The sequence below is a fragment of the Flavonifractor sp. An112 genome, from assembly GCF_002161085.1.
In the GTDB taxonomy this organism is placed as follows: Bacteria; Bacillota; Clostridia; order Oscillospirales; family Oscillospiraceae; genus Flavonifractor; species Flavonifractor avicola.
On sequence record NZ_NFLU01000003.1, the window covers coordinates 62,233 to 87,435 of the forward strand.

Genomic DNA, 25,203 nt, shown 5'->3' on the forward strand with positions numbered 1-25,203 from the left:
GCTCTGAGGTGGAGAGGTGCGGCATTTTTTCATTGAAAAAGGCCCTCCCCAAAGCTGGGGAGGGCCTTTTTGTGTCGAAGGAGGCGGTCTGGTGCTGGAACTGTATATCCCGGTGGGGAACAAGCAGCTGCGCTGCGGCTATACCACCGGCACTTGTGCCGCCGCCGCTACAGCCGGGGCGGTCCGGCTGCTGCTTACCGGGGAGGCTTTGCCAGCAGTGCGGGTGGATACCCCTGCGGGGATCACGGTGGAGGCTGAACTGCTGGAACAGTCCGCCGGAACCGGCTGGGCCAGCTGCGCCGTCCGGAAGGACGGCGGGGACGACCCGGATGTGACAAACGGTACCCTGATTTTTGCCCGGGCGGAAAAAACCGGCGCCCCCGGCATTATCATCGACGGCGGTACCGGCGTGGGCCGGGTGACCCGGCCCGGACTGGACCAGCCGGTAGGCGCAGCTGCCATCAACTCCACCCCCCGGCGGATGATCCGGCACCAGGCGGAGGAGGAGATGGCCAAGGCAGGCTATACCGGCGGGCTGTTCATTACCATTTCGGTGCCGGAGGGAGAGACGCTGGCCGCCCACACCTTCAACCCCCGGCTGGGTATTGAAGGGGGCATCTCCATCCTGGGCACCAGCGGTATCGTCCGCCCCATGAGCGAGGCCGCCCTCATTGACTCCCTCTACCTGGAGCAGGATATAGCCAAAGCCGCAGGCGTGACCGATCTGCTGGTCACCCCCGGCAACTACGGGGATTCCTTCGCGGAGGGGACTCTGGACCTGGACCTGACCCATCGCTGCACCTGCAGCAACTATCTGGGTCACGCCATCGACCACGCTGCCGGGCTGGGCTTCCGATCCTTCCTGCTGGTGGGCCACCTGGGCAAGCTGATTAAAGTGGCGGCGGGGAACATGAACACCCACTCCAAGGTGGCCGATGGCCGGCGGGAGACCCTCACCGCCCACGCTGCCCTGGCGGGCGGGAGCCCGGCGCTGCTGAAAGCCCTCTTTGCCTGCCCTACCACCGATGCCGGGGTAGAGCTGCTGAAAGAGGACGGGCTGCTGAAGCCGGTGATGGCCTCCATCGCCCAGGCTCTGGAGGAGGTGCTGCACCACCGGGCCGGGCCCGACCTGGCCATCGCGGCGGTGTTCTTCTCCAACCAGTACGGACTGCTGGGCAAGACAACAGGGGCGGATAAATTGCTGGCTCTGCATCAACATCAATCGTAGGGGCGACTTTTACGGCCGTCCGCCGATACAGATAGGAGTTTCGATTATGGTACATTTCATCGGCGCGGGCCCCGGTGGGGCCGATCTCATCACCGTGCGGGGAGCTAAGCTGCTGGGGGAGGCGGATGTCATCATCTATGCCGGTTCCCTGGTGAACCCCGCCCTGCTGGATTATAAAAAGGAGGGCTGCCAGGTCTATGACAGCGCCAAGATGACCCTGGAAGAGGTCATTGAGGTGATGAAGGACACCGAGGTCAGAGGGGGCACCACCGTCCGGCTCCACACCGGCGATCCCTCTCTGTACGGCGCCCACCGGGAGCAGATGGATGAGCTGGATCAGCTGGGCATCTCCTACGACGTGACTCCCGGCGTGTCCTCCTTCTCGGGAGCCGCCGCAGCCCTCTGCGCGGAGTATACTCTGCCTGACGTATCACAGTCGGTTATCATTACCCGTATGGCGGGACGCACTCCTGTGCCCGAGGGGGAGCAGCTGCGGAAGATGGCCTCCCATGGCTGTACCATGGTGCTCTTCCTGTCCACCGGCCTGCTGGAGCAGGTGGAGGAGGAGCTGATGGCGGGGGGCTATTCTCCCGATACCCCGGCGGCCATTGTGTACAAGGCCACCTGGCCGGAGGAGAAGGTGTACCGCTGCACTGTGTCCACTCTGGCCAAAGCCGCCAAGGAGAACCATGTAACCAAGACGGCCCTCATTACCATCGGTTATTTTCTGGGGAACGATTACCAGCGGTCCAAGCTGTACGACCCCACCTTTACCCATGAATTCCGGGAGGCCAGCAAGTGACGGCGGCCATCATCGCCTTTACCCGACGGGGGGCGGCTCTGGGCCGTACTCTGGCCGATGCCCTGGGAGCCACCCTCCATGTGCCCGCCCGCTTTGCCCCTGAGGTGGGAGCGGAGGCCTATGATAGCCTGGAGGGTTGGACCGCCAAAGCCTGGACCGAGGCGGATGCCCTCATCTTTGTGGGGGCGGCGGGCATCGCCGTTCGGGCCATTGCTCCCTATGTGAAGGATAAGTTTACCGACCCCGCCGTGGTAAGCGTGGACGAGGCTGGACGGTTCGTCATCCCCCTGCTGTCCGGCCATGTGGGCGGGGCCAACGAATTAGCCATCAAAGTGGCCGCCCTCACGGTTGGTCAGGCGGCAGTGTCCACCGCCACCGACGTCAACGGCCTGTTCGCCGTGGACGTGTGGGCCAGGGAGCGGGACATGGTCATTACCGACCGGGTGCTGGCAAAAGAGGTGTCCGCCGCCCTGCTGGAGGGGAAGCCGGTGGGCTTTGCCAGCGACTTCGGCCACTCCTGCCCGGAGGGGCTGACCGGGGACCATGCGGAGCTGGGAGTGTGGGTCACCTATCGGAAAGGAAAGGGACCCTTTTCCCGCACCCTGCGGCTGGCCCCTAAGGGGCTGGTCCTGGGCATTGGCTGCCGGAGAGGAACTCCCATGGAGACCATCCAGGCGGCGGCGGATGAGGCCCTGTCCGGCTATGAAGCCCAGGCGGTGACCCAGGTGGCCACCATTGATCTGAAAGAAAACGAGCCCGGCCTGCTGGCCTTCTGTGCCGCCCATAACCTGCCCCTGTCCGTCTTTTCGGCGGTGGAGCTGGAACAGGCGGAGGGAACCTTCACCCCGTCCGCCTTTGTGGCCCATATCACCGGGGTGGACAACGTGTGCGAGCGGGCGGCAGTGTGTGCCGGCGGGACCATTCTGGTGCCCAAGCAGGCAAAAAACGGCGTCACCGTGGCGGTGGCGGGAAGGAAGATCCTATGAAAAAAGTAACTGTCATCGGACTGGGCCCCGGCGGGGGCGCCGACCTCACCGGCCGTGCCCGGGCCGCTTTGGAAGGGTGCGACCTGATCGTGGGCTATACCGCCTATATTGAGCTGGTCAAGCTGGATTTCCCGGAGAAAGAGGTGCTGTCCACCGGGATGCGTTGGGAGGTGGACCGCTGCCGGGCTGCCGTGGAGGCCGCCCTCACCGGCAAGGATGTGGCGGTGGTGTGCTCCGGCGATTCCGGCGTGTACGGCATGGCGGGGCTCATCTACGAGGTGGCCCAGGACTATGAGCCCATCGAGATCGAAGTGGTGCCCGGCATTACCGCCGCCTGCGGCGGCGCCGCTGTGCTGGGCGCCCCTCTGACCCACGACTTTGCGGTGATCTCCCTGTCCGATCTGCTTACCCCCTGGGAGAAGATTGAAAAGCGGTTGACCGCCGCCGCCCAGGCGGACTTTGTCATCTGCCTCTATAACCCCTCCAGCCGGAGCCGGGCGGACTACCTGGCCCGGGCCTGCGACATCCTGCTGCGGGACAAGGACCCGGAGACCGTGTGCGGTACCGTCCGCAACATCGGCCGGGAGGGGGAGGAGGGCAAGCTCCTCACCCTGGCCCAGCTGCGGGACACCCAGGTGGATATGTTCACCACCGTGTTCATCGGCAACAGCCAGACCAAGGTGCTGGGCGGTAAGATGGTCACCCCCCGTGGCTACCTCCAGCGGGGGGAGTAAGATGAACATCCTGCTCTTCGGCGGCACCGGCGAGGGGAGAGAGCTGGCCCGGTGGCTGCTGGACCAGAAGATCCCCACCCTGGTGTGCGTGGCCACCGAGTACGGCGAGACTCTCTTGCCTCCTGAGGCGGAGGCCCATGTGGGCCGGATGGACCGGGGGGAGATGGAGGCTCTGATGGCCTCCCGCCCCTTCACCCATGTGGTGGATGCTACCCACCCCTACGCCGTGGAAGTGACCGCCAACATCAAGGCGGCGGCGGAAGGGGCCGGTTTGCCCCTCCTGCGGCTGGTGCGCCAGTCCGACGGCGAGGATCTGTGCCACAAGGCGGGAGACATGGCCGGGGCGGCGTATATGCTGGAGCGGTTGCCGGGTAATGTGCTGCTCACCACCGGCAGCAAGGAGCTGGACGCCTTTGCCAAGCCCGGCCTGGTGGAGCGGTGCTATCCCCGGGTACTGCCCATGGCGGACTCCCTGGACCGCTGCCTGAAGCTGGGCTTTCCGCCCAAAAACATCATCTGTATGCAGGGCCCCTTCTCCAAGGAGCTGAATGTGGCCCTGCTGAAGCAATATCACATCAAGACTCTGGTGACCAAGGACACCGGGGGTTACGGCGGGTTCCGGGAGAAGGCGGAGGCCGCCCGTGAGGCGGGGTGCGCGCTGCTGGTGGTGGAGCGGCCCCGGGCCGAGACTGGCCTCACCCTGGAGGAATGTAAGGAGAAGCTGCTGCGGGAGGGAGAAGCATGAAAGTCTATCTCATCGGCATGGGCATGGGCGCCCCGGAGACCATGACGGTGTGGGCGCTGGAGGCCGTCAAGGAGTGCTCCACCCTGGTGGGCGCTCCCCGGCTGCTGGAGCCCTTCCAGGAGAGCCACACCTGCGTCCCCCTCATCGCCGGCAGCGATATCGCCGAATACATCGAAAAGCAGCAGGAGGGCCCCATCGGAGTGCTCCTGTCCGGGGACACCGGCTTCTACAGCGGAGCCAAAAAGCTGTGGACCCTGCTGGGTAATCACGAGGTCATTACCATTCCCGGCATCTCCTCCCTCAGCTACTTCTGCGCCAAGCTGCACACCAGCTGGCAGGACGTGAAGATCGTCAGCGCCCATGGCCGCAGCCACAACGTGGTGGGGGAGATCCAGCGCAACAGCCGTACCTTTGCCCTTACCGGCGGAGCCACCAAGGCGGAGGACATCTGCAAGGAGCTGACCCGCCGTGGTCTGGGCGGGGTCACCGTCTCGGTAGGGGAGCGTCTAAGCTACCCCGACGAGCGGGTGGTCACCGGTACCGCGGCGGAGCTGGCAGAGCAGACCTTTGCCGACCTGTCGGTGGTGCTGGCCGAGAATCCCGACCCGGTGGTGCGGCCCTTCAACTCCCCCGGCCTGCCCGACGGGGCCTTCCTCCGGGGGGACGTGCCCATGACCAAGGAGGAGGTGCGCACCCTCGCCATCTCCAAGCTGCGGCTGGAGGAGCACCATGTGGTGTGGGACGTGGGGGCCGGCACCGGCTCGGTGTCGGTGGAGTGTGCCCTGGCCTGCCCTGCCGGGCAGGTGTATGCCGTGGAGAAGAAGGAAGAGGCCGTGGCCCTGCTGGCGGAGAACAAAGCCCGGTTCCACACCGGCAATCTGGTGGTGGTACCCGGTACCGCCCCGGCAGTTCTGGAGGACCTGCCTGCACCCGACCGGGTCTTTCTGGGGGGTACCTCCGGCGAGCTGGAGGAGATTTTGAATCTAATTTTCCGGAAAAATCCCGCCGCCCGGGTGGTGTGTACCGCCGTTACCCTGGAGACGGTGGCCGAGGCCGCCCGGCTCTTCGCCCCCTTGGAGGGGGCTGATATGGTGCAGGTGTCCGCCACCCGCACCCGGCAGGCGGGCCGGTATCATCTCATGGACGCCCAAAATCCGGTGTGGATTTTCTCCGGGGAGGGACGCGCATGAGTACCCCCCGGCTGCTGTTGTGCGCCCCCGCCAGCGGAGGGGGTAAAACCACCGTGACCTGCGCCCTTTTGCAGGCCCTGATGGATCGAAAGGTAAATCCTGTGGCCTTCAAATGCGGCCCCGACTACATCGACCCCATGTTCCACAGCGAGGTCATCGGGGCCAAGAGCCGCAACCTGGATCTGTTCTTCCTGGGGGAGGACCGCACCCGGTCCCTGCTGGAGCACAACAGCGTGGGGTCCGGCCTGGCCCTCATCGAGGGAGTCATGGGCTACTACGACGGCATCGCCATGAGCCATGAGGCCAGCGCCTACCATCTGGCCAAAGCCACCTGCACCCCGGCGGTGCTGGTGGTGGATGGCCGGGGGAGCGCTCTCACCCTGTCCGCCGTGGTCCACGGCCTGAAAACCTTCCGGCCGGACAGCGGCATTCAGGGCGTTATCTTGAACCGGGTGTCCCCCATGCCCTACCCCCGGCTGAAGGAATGTATTGAGGCCGAGACCGGCGTCACGGTGTACGGCTTCCTGCCCAGTCTGCCCGACTGTGCGTTGGAGAGCCGCCACCTGGGCCTGGTCACCGCCGACGAGGTGGCGGGCCTGAAGGAGAAGCTGAAAAAGCTGGCCGCCCAGGCGGAGCAGACCATCGATCTGGACGGCCTGCTGGCCCTGGCCGCCTCCGCCCCCAACCTGAACGCCGGACCTCTGGATCTGCCGGAGCCGGTGGAGGGAGCGCCGGTGATTGCCGTGGCCCGTGACAAGGCTTTCTGTTTCTACTACGCCGACGGCCTGGAGCTGCTGGAGAAGCTGGGAGCCAGGCTGGTGGAGTTCTCCCCGCTGGAAGATCAGGCCTTGCCGGAAGGCACCTGCGGCCTCTACCTGGGGGGCGGCTACCCGGAGCTGCTGGCGGAGCAGCTGAGCCAAAATACCGCCATGTTGGCCGCCATCCGGGACGCGGTGGTGGGTGGCCTGCCCACCGTGGCCGAGTGCGGCGGCTTCCTCTACCTCCATGAGATGCTGGAGGATACCAATGGAAAAGACTGGCCCATGGCGGGCGTCATTCCCGGCCGGGCCTGGAATACCGGCAAGCTGGGCCGGTTCGGCTATGTGACCCTCACCGCCCGGACCGACGGCCTGCTGTGTCAGACGGGAGAAGAGCTGCCCGCCCATGAGTTCCACTACTGGGACAGCCAGCAGCCCGGCGACAGCTTCCGGGCCCAGAAGCCTTTGAGCAATCGTGGCTGGGACTGCGGCGTCCATACCCCTACGCTGTACGCCGGTTTTCCCCACTTTCATTTCTGGGCCAGACCTGAGATGGCCCGCAATTTCGTGGCGGCGGCACGCCGCTATCAACAACAGGAGGCATCGCTATGACACTGGAAGAAGTGGTCCGTTCCATTACCCACGCCGATCAGAACGCGGCGGCACAGGCCAAGGCCCGCTGGGACTCCATCGCTAAGCCCCTGGGCAGTCTGGGCGCCCTGGAGAGCGCGGTGATCCGCATGGCAGCCATCACCGGCACCCCTAATGTGGACATCTCCAAGCGGGCGGTGGTGGTGATGTGTGCCGACAACGGCGTGGTGGCTGACGGAGTCACTCAGACCGGGCAGGAGGTCACCGCCATCGTGGCGGAGAATATGTCCACCGGTGACACCAGTGTGTGCGCCATGGGCCGGGCCGCCGGGGTGGAGATCGTGCCGGTGGATATCGGCGTGGCCACCCCCCTCCATGGAGAGAGGATCTTGCAGAGAAACATCCGCCGGGGCACCGCCAACCTGTCCCAGGGTCCCGCCATGACCCGGGAGGAGGCCGAGCGGGCCGTGCTGGTGGGTGTGGAAGTGGCCCGAGAGCTGTGTGACGGCGGCGTCAAACTGCTGGGCACCGGCGAGATGGGCATTGGCAACACCACCACATCCTCCGCCGTGGCCGCTGTATTTTTGAATAAAGAGCCGGAGGTCATGACCGGCCGGGGCGCCGGCCTGTCCAGCGAGGGCCTGGTGCGGAAGATCCACGCCATTGAGCGGGGCATCGCCGTCAATCAGCCCGACCCCAGTGATCCCATCGACGTGCTCCACAAGGTGGGCGGCCTGGATCTGGCGGGCCTGGCGGGCGTGTTCCTGGGCGGTGCTATGTGCCATGTGCCGGTGCTGGTGGACGGCTTTATCTCCTCGGTGGCCGCCCTCATTGCTGCGCGGATCTGTCCCACCTGCAAGGATTATATGCTGGGTTCCCACGCCTCCGACGAGCCGGCCAGTAAGCTGGTGCTGGGCGAGCTGGGTCTGGAGCCCTTCCTCTATGCCGGTATGCGGCTGGGAGAGGGCACCGGCGCGGTGGCAGTGATGCCCCTGCTGGACATGGGTCTGGCGGTGTACCGGGAGATGACCACCTTTGAGGACACAGATATTGAGGCATACCAGCCCTTGACCTGAGGCGGGCGACCATAAAGGTCGCCCCTACGAAATGGAGAATACGTTATGCTGATCTTAGTTTCCGGCGGCTCGGCCAGCGGGAAGTCGGAATTTGCCGAATCTCTGGTGACCTCCTCCGGCCTGGAGAACAGAATTTATTTGGCCACCATGCAGGTGTGGGACGCCGAGAGCGTCCGCCGGGTGGAGCGCCACCGGCAGATGCGTGCCGGCAAGGGCTTTGAGACGGTGGAGTGCCCCACCGCTCTGGCGAACGCCGTTCTACCCACTGGCTGCGCCGTGCTGCTGGAGGACCTGTCCAACCTGTGCGCCAACGAGTACTTTTCCCCCGACGGAAAGGACGGCGCTCTGGACCGGGTGCTCTCCGGCATCCGCCGGGCGGCGGAGCAGGCGGAGCTGCTGGTGGTGGTCACCAACGAACTCTTCTCCGACGGCATGGACTATGACCCCGTCACCCTGGACTATCTGTCGGTGCTGGGGGAACTGAATCGCCGGGTAGCCGCCCTGGCGGGACAGGTCTACGAAGTGGTGTGCGGCATCCCTGTGGCGTGGAAAGGAGAACGTGCGTGAAAAGTCTCATCATTGCCTTTGCCATGTACTCCAAGGTCCCCATGCCCCGGGTAGACTGGGAGAAGAAGGCCCTGTCCTGGGCCCTGTGCTTCTTCCCCCTGGTGGGAGCGGTCATCGGTGCGGTGCTGTACGGCTGGATGGCCCTGGCCCGGTACCTGGGCTTCAGCCCCCTCTTCTTTGCCGCCTTCGCCTTGCTCATCCCCATCGCCCTTAGCGGAGGCATCCATCTGGACGGCTTCTGCGACACCTGCGACGCCCTGTCCTCCCACCAGAGCCGGGAGCGCAAGCTGGAGATCTTGAAGGATTCCCACACCGGGGCCTTTGCCATCATCTGCTGCGGGCTCTACCTGCTGGTATTTTTCGCCTGCTGGAGTGAGGTGGCGGCATCGGGACGGGCCGCCCTGGTGCTGGCGTTGGGGCCGGTGCTCTCCCGCAGCCTGTCCGGTCTCTTTGCCGTTACCCTGCCCAACGCCCGGGGCACCGGCCTGCTGGCCACCTTTACCGACACCATGGATACCGCCAAGGCCCGTGGCGTCATGGTGATCTGGGTGGTGGTCTGCGTGGCCGCCATGCTGTGGCTGGACCTGTGGACCGGCGGCGCCGCCCTGCTGGGGGCAGGACTGGCCTGCCTGTACTATCGGGTCATGAGCCAGCGGCAGTTTGGAGGCGTCACCGGCGATCTGGCCGGCTTCTTCCTCCAGATCTGCGAGCTTGGCATGGTGCTGATGGTGGCTGTGGTCCAGAAAATCGAGGTGTTGGTATGATACTCATCGTTGGCGGTGCGGGCCAGGGAAAACTGGACTATGTGCTGCAAAAAACGGGATATACCCCAGACCAGGTGGCCCATACCCCGGAGGAGGCCAAAAGCAAGCCGATTTTTGACGGCCTGGAGCAGTGGCCCCACCTGGACGAGGAGGAGCTGCTGACCGCCAATCCGGACCTGATCCTCATCTGCGACGAGGTGGGCTGCGGCGTGGTACCCATCGACCCGGCCCAGCGGGCCTGGCGGGAGGATGTGGGTCGGCTGTGCTGCCGCCTGGCTAAGCGGGCGGAGCGTGTGGAGCGCATTTTCTGCGGCCTGCCCATGACCCTGAAAGGAGACAAACCATGGAACTGATCCTCATTCGGCACGGAACCACCCAGGGCAACCTGGAGAAGCGCTTTGTGGGCACTTTGGATGTACCGCTCACTCCCCAGGGGGAGGAGCTGGCCCGTAAAGTGGGGCCCACCCTGCCCTATGTGGAGCATATCTACCGCTCCCCGCTGATGCGGTGCCGCCAGACGGCTCAGCTGCTGTGGCCGGGGGTGGAGAGCACCGTGATCGAAGAGCTGCGGGAGACCGACTTCGGCCCCTTTGAGGGGAAAAACCACGAGGAGCTGAAGGACGATCCCCTGTATCAAGCCTGGATCGGCCAGCCCGGTACCCACCTGAACTTTGCCGCCATGCCGGTAGGGGAGACCGCCGAGCAGGTGGTGGAGCGGGTATCCATCGGCCTCGGGAAGCTGGCCAGGGACGCCGCCGCCCGCGGCTTTGAGCGGGTGGGCGTGGTGTCCCACGGCGGGGCGCTGATGGGCCTGCTGTCCAAGTATGGCCGCCCGGAGCGGGAGTATTACGGCTGGATGTGCCCCAACTGCGGTGGCTTCCGTATGGCCCTGGACCCGGACACCCTGGAACTGACGGTGCTGGAGGAGTACAAAGGATGAGTTGGTGGATCAGTCATTTGACGGCGCTGCTCATTGGCTTCTGCCTGGACCTGCTGCTGGGGGACCCCCACTGGGCTCCCCACCCGGTGCGGGCCATCGGTGCCCTGATCTCCGGGTTGGAAAAGGTGCTGCGGAAGCTCTTCCCCAGGTCTCACGGCGGTGAGCTGGCCGGGGGCGTGGTGCTGGTGCTCCTCACCCTGGCCATCCCCACGGTTCTGACGGTGCTGCTGCTGTGGGGATGCTGGCTGGTGAGCCCCTGGCTGGCCCTGGCGGTGGAGAGCGTGATCAGCTACCAGCTGCTGGCCACCAAGTCTCTGGCCGCCGAGAGCCGTAAAGTGTACGATGCCCTGAAGACCGGGGATCTGGACAAGGCCCGGTACGCCGTCTCCATGATCGTGGGCCGGGACACCGACCGGCTGGACGAGGCCGGGGTAACCAAGGCGGCGGTAGAGACGGTGGCGGAAAACGCCTCCGACGGCGTCATCGCCCCCCTCATCTTCCTGGCCATCGGCGGCGCGCCCCTGGGTATGTTCTATAAGGCCGCCAACACCATGGACTCCATGGTGGGCTATAAAAACGACAAATACCTCTACTTTGGCCGGGCGGCGGCCAGGTGGGACGACATTCTGAACTTCATTCCCGCCCGCATCTCCGGTGTGCTCATGTGCCTGGGGGCTGTGGCGGCGGGGTATGACGGGAAGAATGCCTGGCGCATTTTCAAGCGGGACCGGAAGAAGCACAAGTCCCCCAACGCCGCCCACACCGAGGCGGTCTGTGCCGGTGCCCTCCAGCTTCGGCTGGTGGGGCCCAGCTGGTACTTCGGCAAGCTGGTGGAGAAGCCCTACATCGGGGACGATCAGCGGCCCCCTGAGCCCCTGGATATCCTGCGGGCGGGCCGGATCCTGTACGCTACCGCCTTCTTCGCCCTGCTGCTCTTCTGCGGGGTGCCACTGCTGATTTTATTGTTCCCCTGAGGGCGGATGCCCACTTTGTCCACGAAAAGGAGCGTTGTTATGCCAGTCTACACCCACGGCGGGGATATCCTCACCGCCCAGACCGCCTACGGCGGGGAGGTCCTGGACTTTTCCGCCAACCTGAACCCCCTGGGGATGCCTGCCCCGGTGGCGGAGGCGGCCCGGCAGGCGGTGGACCAGTCGGCCTGCTACCCGGACCCCCTGTGCCGGGACCTGCGGCGGGCCATTGCCGCCCACGACGGGGTGGGGGAGGAGCAGGTGGTGTGCGGCAACGGAGCCGCCGACTTGATCTTCCGATTGGTGTTTGCGCTGAAACCGAAAAAGGCCCTGGTCACCGCCCCCGCCTTCTCCGAGTATGAGGAGGCCCTCACCTGCGTGGGCTGTGAGATCGACCGGTACACCCTGGACCAGAGCAGGAACTTCGACCTGGACGCGGGCTTCGTGGACGCTATCGAATCGGACACCGACCTGGTGTTCCTGTGTACCCCCAACAACCCCACCGGGCGGCTGATCGATGAGGAATTGCTGGAAAAAGTGGTGCAGCGGTGCGGTGCTGTGGGCGCGGTGCTGGTGGTGGACGAGTGCTTCCTGCCTCTGGCCACCGGCGGGCCGGGGCTGGCCCCTTGGCTGGCCCACCACCCCAATCTGGTGTTGCTGCGGGCCTTCACCAAAAGCTACGCCATGGCGGGTCTGCGGCTGGGCTACTGCCTGACGGCCAACGAGGGACTGCGGGAGCAGCTGGGCAAATTCGCCCAGCCCTGGAGCGTGTCCACCCCCGCTCAGGCGGCAGGCGTGGCGGCCCTGACCTGCTGTCCCCACTGGCCGGAGGAGGGCAGGCGCTTTGTGGAGGAAGCCCGGCCCGGTCTGGCCGCCGGTCTGACGGCGGCGGGGTGTACCGTGATTCCCGGGCAGGCCAACTATCTCCTGTTCCGGCTGCCCGGCGTAGCCGATTTGAAAGAGAAACTGCTGGAGCGGGGGGTGCTCATCCGCTCCTGCGCCAACTACTACGGCCTGGGCCCCGACTGGTACCGGGTGTGCGTCCGGGGCGAAGAAGAAAACCGGCGGCTGCTGGCCGCCCTCAGCGAGGTGCAGTGATGGCAAAGGCAATTATGATCCAGGGTACCGCCTCCAACGCCGGCAAGTCTCTGCTGGCGGCGGGGCTGTGCCGCATCTTCAAGCAGGACGGCTACAAGGTGGCCCCATTCAAGTCCCAGAACATGGCCCTCAACTCTGCCATCACCCCGGTTGGGCTGGAGATGGGCCGTGCCCAGGTCATGCAGGCTCAGGCGGCAGGTGTGGCCCCCGATGTGCGGATGAACCCCATTCTCCTGAAGCCCACCAGCGATGTGGGCTCCCAGGTTATCGTCAACGGCATTCCCCGGGGTACTATGAAGGCGGGAGATTACTTCAAGTATAAGAAAAACCTCATTCCCGACGTGATGGAGGCCTATTCCTCTCTGGGGTCGGAGTATGATATCATCGTCATCGAGGGGGCGGGCAGCCCGGCGGAGATCAACCTGAAAGAGGACGATCTGGTCAACATGGGTATGGCCCGCATGGCAAAGGCCCCCGTGCTGCTGTGCGGCGACATCGACCGGGGCGGCGTGTTTGCTTCCCTCTACGGCACGGTGAAGCTGCTGGACCCGGACGAGCAGGAGATGATCAAGGGACTCATCATCAACAAGTTCCGGGGCGATGTGGAGATTCTCCGCCCCGGCCTCACCCAGCTGGAGGAGCTGGCGGGTAAGCCGGTGCTGGGTGTGGTGCCCATGCTGGAGGTGGACGTGGACGATGAGGACTCCCTGTCCGCCCGTCTGTCCAAATCCGGTAAAGTGGGCCTGGTGGACGTAGCGGTGATCCGCCTGCCCCGGCTTTCCAACTTCACCGACTTCAACCCCCTGGAGCGGATGGAGGAGGTCTCCCTCCGCTATGTGGGGAGCGTGGGGGAGCTGGGCCACCCCGACCTCATCATTTTGCCCGGCACCAAAAACACCATGGACGACCTGCGGTGGCTGCGGCAGAGCGGCCTGGAGGGCGCCATTCTGAAGCATACCGCCAGGGGCGGCGCGGTCATCGGTATCTGCGGCGGCTATCAGATGCTGGGCAACACCGTCTCCGACCCGGACGGGGTGGAGGGAGGAGGCACCCTGGCAGGGCTGGGCCTACTGCCCTCTGAGACCGTGTTCCAGGGGGAAAAGACCCGCACCCGGGTGACCGGAACCTTTGTCCAGGCCGGGGGCATCTTCGCTCCTATGGCCGGTGTGGCCTTTGAGGGCTACGAGATCCATATGGGCAAGACGGAGAGCGCCGCCGCCCCGCTGGTGCAGTTTGCCACCCAGACCGGGGAGGAGCATATCGACGGCCTCAGCGCGGGCAACGTGTGGGGCTGCTACGTCCACGGCATCTTTGACAAGGCCGGCGTGGCCGAGGCCCTGGTGAATGCCCTGATGAAGGCCAAGGGCCTGGAGGGCCAGGCCGCCAGTGTGGACTGGCAGGAGTACGCCCAGCGGCAGTACGACAAGCTGGCGGACGGTTTGCGGGCCAGTCTGGACATGGAGCGGATCTACCGCATCCTGAACGGGGAGGAATGACCCATGAAAAAGATAGAGTTGCAGCGGGTGGCCCCCGCTGACATTGAGGCCAGAAGCATGGAAATCATCGGCCAGGAGCTGGGGGACCGGGTGTTTCCCGCCGACCAGCTGCCCATCATCAAGCGGGCCATCCACACCAGCGCCGACTTCGACTATGCCGACAATCTGGTATTCTCCCCCGACGCGGTGGCGGCAGGCATTGCCGCCATCAAGGGGGGCTGCACCATCGTCACCGACACCCAGATGGCCTTCTCCGGGGTCAACAAGAAGGTGCTGGAGAAGTTTGGCGGGAAAGCGGTGTGCTTTATGTCCGACCCCGATGTGGCCGCGGAGGCCAAGGAGCGGGGGGAGACCCGGGCCACCGTGTCCATGGAGCGGGCGGCCCGTCTGGAAGGCCCTCTGGTGCTGGCCATCGGCAACGCCCCTACCGCCCTGGTGCGGGCCTGTGAGCTGATGGAGGAGGGTAAATTGGCCCCCGCCCTGGTCATCGGGGCGCCGGTGGGATTTGTGAACGTGGTGGAGAGCAAGGAACTGCTGCTCACCATGAATGTGCCTCACATCGTGGCCCGGGGGCGCAAGGGGGGCAGCAACATTGCCGCCGCCATCTGCAACGCCCTGTTATACCAGGCCAGCAACAACGTACGGGAGTGAAAGATATGAAACCACAAGCCCTTCTGGCGGTGTCCTTCGGCACCAGCCACCGGGACACCCTGGAAAAGACCATTGCCGCCATCGAGAAGGCCCTGGCCGCCGCCTTTCCGGCGCGCACCCTGCGCCGGGCCTTCACCAGCGGTATGATTTTGAGAAAGCTGGAGCGGGAGGGCACCCACATCGACGACGTACCCACCGCCCTGGAGAAGCTGGCGGCGGAGGGATACACCGACGTGCTGGTCCAGCCCACCCACATCATGAACGGCGACGAGTACGACAAGATGATGGCTCTGGCCGGCCCCTTCGAGGGCCGGTTTGAGAAGCTGACCTTCGGCCGCCCCCTGCTCACCGAGACGGGGGACTACCTGGACGCGGTGGGGGCCCTGCTCCAAGACCTGCCCCAGGCAGAGGAGGGCAAAGCCATCCTCTACATGGGCCACGGCACCGAGCACTTTGCCAACTCCTGTTACGCCCTGCTGGAGTATGTGTTCCGGGATATGGGCCGGAAGGACGTGGTCATCGGCACGGTGGAGGGCTACCCCGGCTTTGGGGAGGCGGTGCGCCGTATCCAAGAGCTGGGCGCCACAAACGTAGAGCTGCGCCCCCTGATGATCGTGGCGGGCGATCACGCCAAAAACGATCTGGCGGGGGAGGAGGAGGATTCCTGGAAATCCCTGCTGGAACAAGAGGGCTACGCCGTCAACTGCGTGCTCCAGGGCCTGGGGGAGTTTCCCAGTATCCAGGCCCTCTTCGTCAAGCACGCCGGAGAGGCCAAACAACTCCAGGCGTAAGCCTGTTTGCATAGAGGGCCGGGAAAAGGGAAGCCGGGTGCAAATCCCGCGCAGTCCCGCTGCCGTAAGAGAAGAGCCGCCGGGCACCATGTCACTGGGAAAACCTGGGAAGACGCGCGGCGGCAGAGAGGCTCAAGCCGGAAAACCTTGCCCGGCCCGGAAACCACCCACCTACGAGTGATAGGAAAGGATGAAACAACCATGAAAACTCTGACTGCCAACAAAACCGTCCGCGCCGCGGCGGTGCTGGTGGGGCTGCTGGGTCTGATGACCATGAGCGCCTCCGCCATGCACATCGCCGAGGGTATGCTGCCGGTGAACTGGGCCATTGGCTGGGGCGCGGTGTGCGTCCCCTTCGTGGTGGCCGGCTTCTTCTCCATCAAGAAGAAGATCGATCAGGCCCCCCGGGCCAAGATCCTGCTGGCCATGTGCGGCGCCTTTGCCTTCGTGCTGTCAGCGCTGAAGATCCCCTCGGTGTCCGGCTCCTGCTCCCACCCCACCGGTGTGGGCCTGGGCGCCATCCTGTTCGGGCCCCTGGTGATGACGGTGCTGGGCCTCATCGTGCTGCTCTTCCAGGCCCTGCTGCTGGCCCACGGCGGCCTGACCACCCTGGGGGCCAACACTTTCTCCATGGCCATTGCCGGGCCCATCGTGTCCTGGCTGATCTATAAGCTGCTGCGGAAGGCCAAGGCTCCCGCCGCTGTGGCGGTGTTTGCCGCCGCCGCCCTGGGTGACCTCTTCACCTATGTGGTCACCTCGGTCCAGCTGGGGGTCATCAACGGCGGCATGGTGAAGTTCCTTACCATCTTCGCTGTGACCCAGATCCCTCTGGCCATTGCCGAGGGCCTGCTCACCGTGGTCATCTTCAACGTGCTGGAGAAGTACAGCAAGACCGAGCTCCATGAGCTGCAGGTGCTGTAAGGAGGGGACGGATATGAAAGTTTGGCAGAAAAATTTGATTTTGATCCTGTTGGTGGTGGTCATCGCCGCCGTGCCCCTGTGGCTGCTGCCCAATGCCGAGTTCGGCGGGGCCGACGGCCAGGCTGAGGAGGCCATTATGGAGCTTAACCCCGACTATGAGCCCTGGTTTGAGCCCATTCTGGAGCCCGCCAGCGGCGAGGTGGAGTCTATGCTCTTTGCCCTCCAGGCCGCCATCGGCGCCGGTGTGGTGGGCTTCATTCTGGGCCGCATCACCAAGAAGCCGGACGGGAAAGAGAAAGGAACGAACTGACCATGGGCACCGACCGCTACGCCTATCAGTCCCGCCTGCGGCGGGTGTCTCCCATGCCCAAGCTGCTGCTGACGGTAGTCGCTCTGGTGATCTGCCTGTGCTGCGACAGCGTGGCGGTGGGCCTGTTTACCCTGATTCTGATGGGGGTACTGATTACCGCCCTGGGGGGACTCTCCCCCAGGGTGTACCTCCATTTTCTCAAGGTGCCGCTGATCTTCCTGGTCATCGGCTGCCTTACCATCGTGGCGGGGGCCTACCCCGCCGGGACGGAGATGGTGGCCGCCATTCCGGTGGGGGACAGTTTGTGGGGCTTTACCGTGGATGGCCTTTGGCTGGGCGGCCGGATCTTCTGCAAGGCCCTGGGGGCGGTGGGATGTATGTATTTTCTCTCCCTCAATACCCCCGTTACCGACCTGACCATGGCCCTGGGGCGGCTCCATGTGCCCAAGCTGCTGGTGGAGCTGATGGAGCTGATCTACCGCTTCATCTTCGTGCTGGCCGAGACGGCCTCCAACATCCGCACCGCCCAGGATTCCCGGCTGGGCTACCGGGGGTTCCGCCGGTCGGTGTCCTCCCTGGGGATGCTGGCATCCATGGTGTTCCTGCGGGCATGGCGAAAGGCCGACCGTATCTATACCGCCCTGGAGTCCCGGGGCTATACCGGCAGCCTCACCACCCTGAATGATGCCTACCGTCCGGGGTGGGGGCTGCTCCCCCTCACCGTATTTGCGGCGGCGGGGCAGATTGCCATTTGGTTTGTGGAAGGGAGGCTGCTGCTGTGAACGCCATCCAGGCAGAAGATCTGTGTTATACCTATGAGGACGGCACCGTAGCCCTGGACCATATTACCTTTGCCGCAGAAAAAGGGAAGGTCACCGGTATTCTGGGGGCCAACGGGGCGGGCAAATCCACCCTGTTCCTCAGCCTCAACGGGGTGCTTACCCCCAAGAGCGGCAAGGTAGTGCTGGGGGGCCAGCCGGTGCGCTACGATAAAAAGGGCCTGCTGGAGCTGCGCCGCCGGGTGGGTATCGTGTTCCAGGACCCGGACGATCAGCTCTTCTCCGCCGACGTGTATCGGGACGTGTCCTTCGGCGGGGTGAACCTGGGCCTGCCGGCGGAGGAGGTCCGCCGCCGGGTGGAAGCCGCCCTGGAGCGCACCGGCGTGTCCCATCTGCGGGACAAACCCACCCACGCCCTGTCCTACGGACAGAAGAAGCGGGTGGCTATCGCCGGAGTGCTGGTGATGGAGCCGGAGGTGCTCATTCTGGATGAGCCCACCGCCGGACTGGACCCCCAGGGGGTGAGCGACATCATGAAGCTGCTCACTCGCCTGCGGGACGAGCTGGGCATGACGGTGCTCATCGCCACCCATGACATGGATATCGTGCCCCTGTACTGCGACTACGCCTACCTGCTGGGGGGCGGCAAGGTGCTGCTGGAGGGTACGCCGGAGCAGCTTTTTGCCGACCCGGCGGCCCTGCGGGCCAATCATCTCCGTCTGCCCCGCATCGCCCACCTGATGGAGGTGCTGCGGGAGGTGGATGGTCTGGACGCCGACCGGTCCGCCGCCACCATCGGGGCGGCCCGGCGGGAGATCCTGCGAATGCTCAAGGAGGAAAACCAATGAGAGGAATGTTGTACGGCGTGGGGGTTGGCCCCGGCGATCCCGAACTGATGACCAAGAAGGCGGAGCGCATCATCCGCCAGGCGGCGGTGCTGGCCGTGCCCGACCCGGGCCGGGGGGAGAAGACCGCCCTCAATATCGTGGGGGAACTGGCCGACGGCAAGGAACTGCTCACCTGCGAGGCCCCTATGGTGCGGGACCATGCCGCCCTGGACGGGGCCTACGAGCGCAACGCCGACCGGGTGTGCGCCGCCCTGGACGGGGGCAAGGACGTGGCCTTCATCACCCTGGGGGACCCCACGGTGTACTCCACCTATCTCTACCTCCACAAGAAGGTGGTGGCCCGGGGGTACGACGCCCAGATCATCCCCGGCGTGCCCTCCTTCTGTGCCGTGGCTGCAAAGTTGAATATGGCCCTGTGTGAGAAGAGCGAGCGGCTGCTCATCGTCCCCGCCTCCCACAAGGATGTGTCCGACTGCCTGGACCTGGACGCCAACCTGGTGTTCATGAAGGCGGGCAAGGAGATTGGTGCCCTGAAAAACACCCTGGAGGAGCACGGCCTGCTGAGCCGGGCCTCCCTGGTGGCCAACTGCGGCATGGAGGGGGAGCTGGTATGCCCCCACTTTGCCGACCTGGAGGAGGGCAGCGGCTACTTCTCGGTGGTACTGGTGAAAAAGGGGGAACAGGTGTGAAGCTCATCATGACCGGCCTGGACTGGCATAAAGCCCCCATCGACCTGCGGGAACAGCTGTCCTTCACCCGCAATCAGGTGCTGGAGCTGGACCGCCGCCTGTCCCGCCGGGCGGGGGTGGAGGGCTGCGTGCTGCTGTCCACCTGCAACCGTACCGAACTGTATCTCTCCTGCGGGGAGGGGCCCATGCCCGACCCGGGACGGCTGCTGTGTGCCGAAGCGGGGGTGGAGTACTCCCCCTTTGCGGCTGCTTTTGTCACCCGGACGGGGGAGGAGGCGGCCCGCCACCTGATGGAGGTGGCTGGCGGCCTGCGCTCCCAGATCTGGGGGGAGGATCAGATCGTAACCCAGGTGAAGGGGGCCGTCCAGGCCGCCCGGGAGGTGGGCACAGCGGACGGGGTGCTGGAGACCCTGTTCCGCAATGCCGCCGCCGCCGGTAAGGAGATCAAGACAAAGGTCCGCTTTATCGGGGTGCCCCGGTCGGCGGCCCGGTCTGCCGTGGACCGGCTGGAAGCCCATCTGGGGGGCCTGAAGGACCGGAAGGCCCTGGTCATCGGCAACGGGGAGATGGGACGGCTGGCCGCCTCCCTCCTTTACGAGGCGGGATGTGCCGTCACCGTGACCCTCCGCAGCTATCACCACGGGGAGACCGTGGTGCCCGCCGGGTGCGCCGTCACCCCCTATGAGGAGCGGTATCAGGCCATGGAGGGCATGGACCTGGTGCTCTCCGCCACCACCAGTCCCCACTATACCGTGACGGCCTGGGAGCTGGCGGAACTGTCCCATCCGCCCAGGGTGCTGGCCGACCTGGCCATCCCCCGGGATATCGAGCCTCAGGTGGCCACTCTGCCCGGCTTCACCCTCTACAATGTGGACGACCTGGGGGTGGAGACCAGCCGGGAACTTCCACCGGAGGCGGCGGCCATTGTGGAAAAGTATCTGGAGCGGCTGAACCAGTGGGAGAACTACAAGAACTGCCTGCCCGGCCTGGAGCGGGTGAAGCAGGCGGTGGCCGCCCGGGTGCTGTCCACCGACCTGGAGGGCCCGGAGGCCCGGGAATTGGTGGAGCTGGCGGTGAGCCGGGCGGTGGATCTGCTGTCCGGTGGGCTGAAGGACAACCTGACCCCGGAGGACCTGGAGCGGTGCGCCGCCAAGATCGAGGTCCACACCGCCGCCAAGCCCCGGTGGACCTTGCCGCCGGAAAAGCACTTCCGTTTTCCACTTTTCATCGACCTGATGGGGAAAACTGCCGTGGTCATCGGCGGCGGCGTGGTGGCCTGCCGCCGGGCGGAGGTATTGGCCCGCTTCGGCGCGGAGGTCACCGTCATTGCCCCCAGATGTAAACCGCTGGACGGGCGCATACAGTGGGAAGGACGGCCCTATGCCCCCGGCGATCTGGCGGGTGCCGCCCTGGCGGTGGCCGCCACCGACGACCGCTCGGTGAACCGTGCCGTGGGGGAGGAGGCCCGTGCCCTGGGCATCCCGGTGAGCGTGGCCGACGCCCCGGAGGAGTGTACCTTCTTTTTCCCCGCCATCTGCACCGGGGACAACATTGTGGCCGGAGTGGCGGGGCGGGGAGACGACCACGCCCGCACCGCCCGGGCCGCCAAGGCCATCCGGGCCGTACTGGAGGGATTGGAATGAAGACCATACGGGTGGGCAGCCGGGAGAGCAAGCTGGCTGTCATTCAGTCTGAGCTGGTGATGGAGGGCATCAAGACGCTCCATCCGGATATGACGCTGGAGCTGGTGACCATGAAGACCACCGGCGACAAGATCCTGGACCGCACCCTGGACAAGATCGGCGGCAAGGGCCTCTTTGTGAAGGAGCTGGACGCCGCGCTGCTGGACGGCCGGGTGGATCTGACGGTACACAGCTGCAAGGACCTGCCCATGGAGGAGGACCCGGCCATTCCTCTGGCGGGCTTCTCCCAGCGGGAGGACCCCCGGGATGTGCTGGTGCTCCCCGAGGGTGTCACCGAGCTGGACCCCGCCAAGCCCATCGGCTGCGCCTCCGCCCGGCGGGCGGTGCAGCTCAAGGCCCTGTTCCCCCACATGGAGGTGGCTCCGGTGCGGGGCAATGTGCTGACTCGCCTGCGCAAGCTGGACGAGGGCCAGTATTCCGCCCTGGTGCTGGCTGCCGCCGGTCTGAAGCGGCTGGGGCTGGAGGGACGCATCACCCGGTATTTTACCGTGGAGGAGATGATCCCGGCGGCGGGCCAGGGCATTATGGCCCTCCAGACCCGGGCCGAGGAGGACCTGCGCTATCTCACCGGCGTGGTGGATGAGGAGGGTACTCTGTGCGCCCAGGCCGAGCGGGCCTTTGTCCGCAAGCTGGACGGAGGCTGTTCCTCTCCCATTGCCGCCCACGCCGTGATCGAGGGGGAGACCATCACCCTCACCGGCCTCTATGTGGACGAGGCCGGGCAGGTGTTCCGGGACAAGATCTCCGGACCCAAGGAACAGGGAACCGCGCTGGCGGAGCAGCTGGCCAATTCCATGAAGGAGGGAAATCCATGCCTGGTAAAGTAACATTGGTGGGGGCAGGCCCGGGCGATCCCGGCCTGCTGACCCGGAAGGGGCTGGAGGCCCTCCAGAAGGCGGAGGTGGTGGTGTATGACCGGCTGGTCAGCCCCGCCATCCTGGCCATGATGCCCGAGAAAGCCGAGCACATCGACGTGGGCAAGCAGGCTTCCCGCCACCCGGTGCCCCAGGACCAGATCAACCAGATCCTGCTGGACAAGGCCCTGGAGGGCAAGAATGTGGTGCGCCTCAAGGGGGGCGACCCCTTCCTCTTTGGCCGGGGCGGCGAGGAGCTGGAGCTGCTGGCCCAGCACGGCGTCTCCTTTGAGGAGGTGCCTGGCATCACCTCCGCCATTTCCGCCCCCGCCTACGGCGGTATTCCGGTGACCCACCGGGACTGCTGCTCCTCCCTCCACATCGTCACTGGCCATCAGCGGGCGGGGAAGGAGCTGGACATCGACTTTGAGGCTCTGGTGCGCACAAAGGGCACCCTGGTCTTTCTGATGGGCGTGTCCGCCCTGCCCCAGATCTGCAAGGGCTTGCTGGACGCGGGCATGGAGCCCCATATGCCCGCCGCCGTGGTGGAGCGGGGCACCACCCCCGCCCAGCGGCGCATTTCCGCCACCCTGGGTACCCTGCCCGCCGTGGCCGAGGAGGCCAAGGTGGAGAGCCCTGCCGTCATCGTGGTGGGTAAGGTGTGCGCCCTGGCGGAGGACTTTGACTGGTTCGACAAGCTGCCCCTGAAGGGGAAGCGGGTGGTGGTCACCCGCCCCAAGGAGCGCTCGGGCACCCTATCCGCCCGGCTGCGCGCCATGGGGGCCGATGTGTGGGAGTACCCCTGCATCGCCACCGTGCCTCTGGACCCCTGTCCCGCTGTGGATAAGGCCATGGAGAAGCTTCACGGCTATGAGTGGCTGGCCCTCACCAGTCCCGCCGGGGTGGAGGCCCTGTGGAACTGGCTGGAGGGCCACGGCAAAGACGCCCGCGCCCTGGGTGCCGTGAAGCTGGCCGCCATTGGCCCCGGCACCGACCGCGAGCTGAAAAAACATGGTTTGAAGGCCGACTATGTGCCGGAGGTGTACGACGCCGCCCATCTGGGAGAGGGTCTGCCCGCTACGGGCAAGGTGCTGGCCCTTCGGGCGGAGGAGGGCTCCCCCGCCTTGACAGAGGGGCTGGCAAGGCGTAACATTGCCTGTGACGACGTGGCCAGCTACCGCACGGTGTATGAAAATCCCCGCTCTCAGGAGCTGCGGGCGGCGGTGGAAGGGACGGAAGGCCTGTTGGTGACCTTTACCTCCGCCTCCACGGTAAAGGGCTTTGTGTCCTCTGTGGGGGAGGAAGTAAATTTCTCCCATATGGTGGGGATGTGCATCGGGCAGCAGACTGCCGCGGAGGCAAAGAAATTCGGAATTCCTGTGCGGGTGGCCCGTGAGGCCACCATGGACGCGCTGGTGGAAACCATTTTGGAAGGTGTTTGATATGGAACTGATCCAACGGCCCCGCCGCCTGCGGGGCAATGACGCGGTGCGCCGGTTGTGCCGGGAGACCCGGATGTCCCCCGACAGCCTGATTTACCCCATCTTTGTGGACGAGACCCTCCAGGGGGTACGGCCCATTGAGGCCCTGCCCGGCCAGAATCACTATGGCATCGACAGCGTGTGCCAGGCGGTGGAGGAGTGCCTGTCTGCCGGGGTAAATCACTGCATCCTCTTCGGCCTGCCCGCCCACAAGGACGCCATCGGCTCCTCCGCCTGGGATGAGCACGGCGTGGTCCAGGAGGCCATTCGGGCCATCAAGGCCAAGTACCCCGACTTTTATATCATCACCGACGTATGTATGTGCGAGTACACCGACCACGGCCACTGCGGCATCCTCTGCGGCCATGAGGTGAACAACGACAAGACCCTGGAGGTGCTGGCCAAAACCGCCCTGTCCCACGTCCAGGCCGGGGCCGACATGGTGGCTCCCTCCGACATGATGGACGGCCGGGTGGCCGCCATCCGGGCTATTCTGGATGAGCACGGCTATCAGACTACCCCCATCATGGCCTACTCCGCCAAGTATGCCTCCGCTTTCTACGGTCCCTTCCGGTCGGCGGCAGGCTCCGCCCCCTCCTTCGGGGACCGGAAGGGCTACCAGATGGACCCCCACAACCGGAAGGAGGCCCTGAAGGAGTGCGCCCTGGACATTGAGGAGGGGGCCGACATCATCATGGTCAAGCCCGCCCTCAGCTATCTGGACGTGATCCGGGAGTGCTCCGACGCCTATGATCTGCCCATGTGCGCCTACTCCGTGTCCGGCGAGTACGCCATGATCAAGGCCACCGCCGCCGCGGGTCTCATTGACGAGTACCGCATCATGTGCGAGTCCGCCCTGTCCGTGTTCCGGGCGGGTGCCAATATGCTCATTACCTACTACGCCAAAGAACTGGCTCAGGCCATTCAGAAAGGGGACATCGGCTGATGGGACGCTCGGAAGAACTGTTTGAGCAGGCCGTGAAGGTCCTGCCCGGCGGGGTCAACTCCCCGGTGCGGGCCTACCGGGCGGTGGGTATGGCTCCCCGCTTCATCACCCGGGCCGACGGCCCCTTCATCTGGGACGAGGACGGCCGGAAGTATATCGACTATGTGTGCTCCTGGGGTCCCATGATCCTGGGCCATAACCACCCGGTGATCCGGGAGGCGGTGGAGAAGGCCGTCAAGGACGGCCTGTCCTTCGGCGCCCCCACCCGCCGGGAGGTGGAGATTGCCCAGCTCATGGTGGAGCTGGTGCCGGGCATCGAGATGGTGCGCATGGTCAACTCGGGCACCGAGGCGGTCATGTCCGCCGTCCGTCTGGCCCGGGGGGCCACCGGCCGGGACAAGATCATCAAGTTTGAGGGCTGCTACCACGGTCACTCCGACTGCCTGCTGGTGAACGCCGGTTCCTCCGCCCTGGCGGGCGGCCATCCCTCCTCCGCCGGTGTGCCCGAGGACATCGTGAAGCACACCCTTACCGCCCAGTTCAACGACCTGGCCTCCGTGGAGGTCCTGCTGGACGCTTACCCCGGCCAGATCGCCTGCATCATTGTGGAGCCGGTGGCCGCCAACATGGGCGTGGTCAATCCTGCTCCCGGCTTCCTGGAGGGGCTGCGGGCCCTGTGCGACAAGAGCGGAGCCCTCTTGATCTTTGATGAGGTTATCACCGGCTTCCGGCTGGCCCTGGGCGGCGCCCAGGAATACTTTGGCGTGAAGGCCGACCTGGTGACCTTCGGCAAGATCATCGGCGGCGGTATGCCGGTGGGCGCCTACTGCGGCAGCCGTGCCCTCATGGAGCAGGTGGCCCCCTGCGGCCCGGTGTACCAGGCGGGTACCCTCAGCGGCAATCCGGTGGCCATGGCCGCCGGTCTGGCCCAGCTGAACTACCTGAAGGACCATCCGGAGGTCTATACCCACATCGCCGCCAAGGGCGAGAAGCTGGCGGCAGGTCTGCGGGCAACCATTGCCAAGACCGGCGCGCCGGTGGTGGTCAATCAGATCGGCTCTTTGCTGGCCCCCTTCTTCACCCCCACCGCCGTGTCCACCTTCGTGGACGCCAAGGGCAGCGACGTGGGCAAGTACGCCCAGTACTTCCAGGGGATGCTGGAGCGGGGCGTGGCTCTGGCCCCCGCCCAGTTCGAGGCCATGTTTGTCTCCGCTGCCCATGGGGAGGAGGAACTTCAGGCCACTCTGGCCGCCGCGGAAGCGGTATTCGCCGGACTGTAATTAC

Annotated in this window: 27 protein-coding genes and 1 riboswitch; all 27 genes read left to right on the forward strand. The window is 65.4% G+C overall.

All coding sequences use genetic code 11. The features are described from left to right. Positions 1 to 91: 91 nt before the first annotated feature. The 27 genes from cbiD (at position 92) to hemL (ending at position 25,199) form a co-directional block, all read left to right on the forward strand. Positions 92 to 1,228, forward strand: coding sequence for a cobalt-precorrin-5B (C(1))-methyltransferase CbiD (cbiD, locus tag B5E56_RS03315; RefSeq protein WP_343214224.1), 1,137 nt, complete (start codon positions 92 to 94; stop codon positions 1,226 to 1,228). A 46-nt stretch (positions 1,229 to 1,274) separates the two neighbouring features. Continuing rightward, a complete protein-coding gene (gene cobM / locus B5E56_RS03320; RefSeq protein WP_087388554.1) occupies positions 1,275 to 2,030 on the forward strand; it encodes a precorrin-4 C(11)-methyltransferase in 756 nt (251 codons plus the stop codon). Continuing rightward, positions 2,027 to 3,016 (forward strand): cobalt-precorrin 5A hydrolase, encoded by a 990-nt coding sequence (locus B5E56_RS03325; RefSeq protein ID WP_087388556.1) that lies wholly within the window; start codon positions 2,027 to 2,029, stop codon positions 3,014 to 3,016. Before cobM ends, B5E56_RS03325 begins: the two co-directional genes overlap by 4 nt. After that, entirely contained in the window at positions 3,013 to 3,750 is a 738-nt protein-coding gene (gene cobJ, locus B5E56_RS03330) for a precorrin-3B C(17)-methyltransferase (RefSeq protein ID WP_087388558.1), read from the forward strand. Before B5E56_RS03325 ends, cobJ begins: the two co-directional genes overlap by 4 nt. 1 nt (position 3,751) lies before the next feature. After that, positions 3,752 to 4,495: a precorrin-6A reductase gene (gene cobK, locus B5E56_RS03335; protein WP_087388560.1), complete on the forward strand. Its 744-nt coding sequence runs from the start codon at positions 3,752 to 3,754 to the stop codon at positions 4,493 to 4,495. Further along, positions 4,492 to 5,685, forward strand: a complete 1,194-nt coding sequence (gene cbiE, locus B5E56_RS03340; protein ID WP_087388562.1) for a precorrin-6y C5,15-methyltransferase (decarboxylating) subunit CbiE — start codon at positions 4,492 to 4,494, stop codon at positions 5,683 to 5,685. Before cobK ends, cbiE begins: the two co-directional genes overlap by 4 nt. Further along, on the forward strand, positions 5,682 to 7,055 hold the full coding sequence (locus B5E56_RS03345) for a cobyrinate a,c-diamide synthase (RefSeq protein WP_087388564.1): 1,374 nt from the start codon (positions 5,682 to 5,684) through the stop codon (positions 7,053 to 7,055). The genes cbiE and B5E56_RS03345 overlap by 4 nt, the downstream gene beginning before the upstream one ends. Further along, the gene (gene cobT, locus B5E56_RS03350; protein ID WP_087388566.1) at positions 7,052 to 8,110 is read left to right on the forward strand and encodes a nicotinate-nucleotide--dimethylbenzimidazole phosphoribosyltransferase; all 1,059 of its coding nucleotides are present in this window, start codon (positions 7,052 to 7,054) and stop codon (positions 8,108 to 8,110) included. The genes B5E56_RS03345 and cobT overlap by 4 nt, the downstream gene beginning before the upstream one ends. Positions 8,111 to 8,155: 45 nt before the next feature. Continuing rightward, a complete protein-coding gene (locus B5E56_RS03355) occupies positions 8,156 to 8,677 on the forward strand; it encodes a bifunctional adenosylcobinamide kinase/adenosylcobinamide-phosphate guanylyltransferase (protein ID WP_087388569.1) in 522 nt (173 codons plus the stop codon). After that, on the forward strand, positions 8,674 to 9,441 hold the full coding sequence (locus B5E56_RS03360) for an adenosylcobinamide-GDP ribazoletransferase (protein WP_087388571.1): 768 nt from the start codon (positions 8,674 to 8,676) through the stop codon (positions 9,439 to 9,441). Before B5E56_RS03355 ends, B5E56_RS03360 begins: the two co-directional genes overlap by 4 nt. Further along, positions 9,438 to 9,794: a bifunctional adenosylcobinamide kinase/adenosylcobinamide-phosphate guanylyltransferase gene (locus tag B5E56_RS03365; protein ID WP_087270620.1), complete on the forward strand. Its 357-nt coding sequence runs from the start codon at positions 9,438 to 9,440 to the stop codon at positions 9,792 to 9,794. Before B5E56_RS03360 ends, B5E56_RS03365 begins: the two co-directional genes overlap by 4 nt. Next, entirely contained in the window at positions 9,785 to 10,381 is a 597-nt protein-coding gene (locus B5E56_RS03370) for a histidine phosphatase family protein (RefSeq protein ID WP_087388573.1), read from the forward strand. Before B5E56_RS03365 ends, B5E56_RS03370 begins: the two co-directional genes overlap by 10 nt. Continuing rightward, complete coding sequence (gene cbiB / locus B5E56_RS03375) at positions 10,378 to 11,355, forward strand: adenosylcobinamide-phosphate synthase CbiB (RefSeq protein WP_087388575.1); 978 nt, start codon at positions 10,378 to 10,380, stop codon at positions 11,353 to 11,355. Before B5E56_RS03370 ends, cbiB begins: the two co-directional genes overlap by 4 nt. A gap of 39 nt (positions 11,356 to 11,394) precedes the next feature. Next, positions 11,395 to 12,450 (forward strand): threonine-phosphate decarboxylase CobD, encoded by a 1,056-nt coding sequence (gene cobD, locus B5E56_RS03380; RefSeq protein ID WP_087388577.1) that lies wholly within the window; start codon positions 11,395 to 11,397, stop codon positions 12,448 to 12,450. Continuing rightward, on the forward strand, positions 12,450 to 13,946 hold the full coding sequence (locus B5E56_RS03385) for a cobyric acid synthase (protein WP_087388579.1): 1,497 nt from the start codon (positions 12,450 to 12,452) through the stop codon (positions 13,944 to 13,946). The genes cobD and B5E56_RS03385 overlap by 1 nt, the downstream gene beginning before the upstream one ends. 3 nt (positions 13,947 to 13,949) lie before the next feature. Beyond that, positions 13,950 to 14,597, forward strand: a complete 648-nt coding sequence (locus tag B5E56_RS03390) for a precorrin-8X methylmutase (protein WP_087388581.1) — start codon at positions 13,950 to 13,952, stop codon at positions 14,595 to 14,597. Positions 14,598 to 14,602: 5 nt separating this feature from the next. After that, the gene (locus tag B5E56_RS03395; RefSeq protein ID WP_087388583.1) at positions 14,603 to 15,388 is read left to right on the forward strand and encodes a sirohydrochlorin cobaltochelatase; all 786 of its coding nucleotides are present in this window, start codon (positions 14,603 to 14,605) and stop codon (positions 15,386 to 15,388) included. Positions 15,389 to 15,411: 23 nt separating this feature from the next. Then, a riboswitch (cobalamin riboswitch) is annotated at positions 15,412 to 15,536 on the forward strand. A 53-nt stretch (positions 15,537 to 15,589) separates the two neighbouring features. Then, the gene (locus B5E56_RS03400) at positions 15,590 to 16,309 is read left to right on the forward strand and encodes an energy-coupling factor ABC transporter permease (protein ID WP_087388585.1); all 720 of its coding nucleotides are present in this window, start codon (positions 15,590 to 15,592) and stop codon (positions 16,307 to 16,309) included. A 13-nt stretch (positions 16,310 to 16,322) separates the two neighbouring features. Continuing rightward, on the forward strand, positions 16,323 to 16,619 hold the full coding sequence (locus B5E56_RS03405; RefSeq protein WP_087270639.1) for an energy-coupling factor ABC transporter substrate-binding protein: 297 nt from the start codon (positions 16,323 to 16,325) through the stop codon (positions 16,617 to 16,619). 2 nt (positions 16,620 to 16,621) lie between these two features. Continuing rightward, the gene (gene cbiQ, locus B5E56_RS03410; RefSeq protein WP_087388587.1) at positions 16,622 to 17,401 is read left to right on the forward strand and encodes a cobalt ECF transporter T component CbiQ; all 780 of its coding nucleotides are present in this window, start codon (positions 16,622 to 16,624) and stop codon (positions 17,399 to 17,401) included. Continuing rightward, on the forward strand, positions 17,398 to 18,246 hold the full coding sequence (locus tag B5E56_RS03415; protein WP_087388589.1) for an ATP-binding cassette domain-containing protein: 849 nt from the start codon (positions 17,398 to 17,400) through the stop codon (positions 18,244 to 18,246). The genes cbiQ and B5E56_RS03415 overlap by 4 nt, the downstream gene beginning before the upstream one ends. Then, complete coding sequence (cobI, locus tag B5E56_RS03420) at positions 18,243 to 18,935, forward strand: precorrin-2 C(20)-methyltransferase (protein ID WP_087388591.1); 693 nt, start codon at positions 18,243 to 18,245, stop codon at positions 18,933 to 18,935. Before B5E56_RS03415 ends, cobI begins: the two co-directional genes overlap by 4 nt. After that, entirely contained in the window at positions 18,932 to 20,578 is a 1,647-nt protein-coding gene (locus B5E56_RS03425) for an NAD(P)-dependent oxidoreductase (protein ID WP_242958753.1), read from the forward strand. Before cobI ends, B5E56_RS03425 begins: the two co-directional genes overlap by 4 nt. Then, positions 20,575 to 21,465: a hydroxymethylbilane synthase gene (gene hemC, locus B5E56_RS03430; RefSeq protein ID WP_087388593.1), complete on the forward strand. Its 891-nt coding sequence runs from the start codon at positions 20,575 to 20,577 to the stop codon at positions 21,463 to 21,465. Before B5E56_RS03425 ends, hemC begins: the two co-directional genes overlap by 4 nt. Then, positions 21,450 to 22,934 carry a uroporphyrinogen-III C-methyltransferase gene (gene cobA / locus B5E56_RS03435; protein WP_087388595.1) on the forward strand — a complete coding sequence of 495 codons (1,485 nt, stop codon included), beginning with the start codon at positions 21,450 to 21,452 and terminating at the stop codon, positions 22,932 to 22,934. The genes hemC and cobA overlap by 16 nt, the downstream gene beginning before the upstream one ends. A gap of 1 nt (position 22,935) precedes the next feature. Continuing rightward, positions 22,936 to 23,919, forward strand: a complete 984-nt coding sequence (gene hemB / locus B5E56_RS03440) for a porphobilinogen synthase (protein ID WP_087388597.1) — start codon at positions 22,936 to 22,938, stop codon at positions 23,917 to 23,919. Then, a complete protein-coding gene (hemL, locus tag B5E56_RS03445; RefSeq protein ID WP_087388599.1) occupies positions 23,919 to 25,199 on the forward strand; it encodes a glutamate-1-semialdehyde 2,1-aminomutase in 1,281 nt (426 codons plus the stop codon). The genes hemB and hemL overlap by 1 nt, the downstream gene beginning before the upstream one ends. Positions 25,200 to 25,203: the final 4 nt, after the last annotated feature.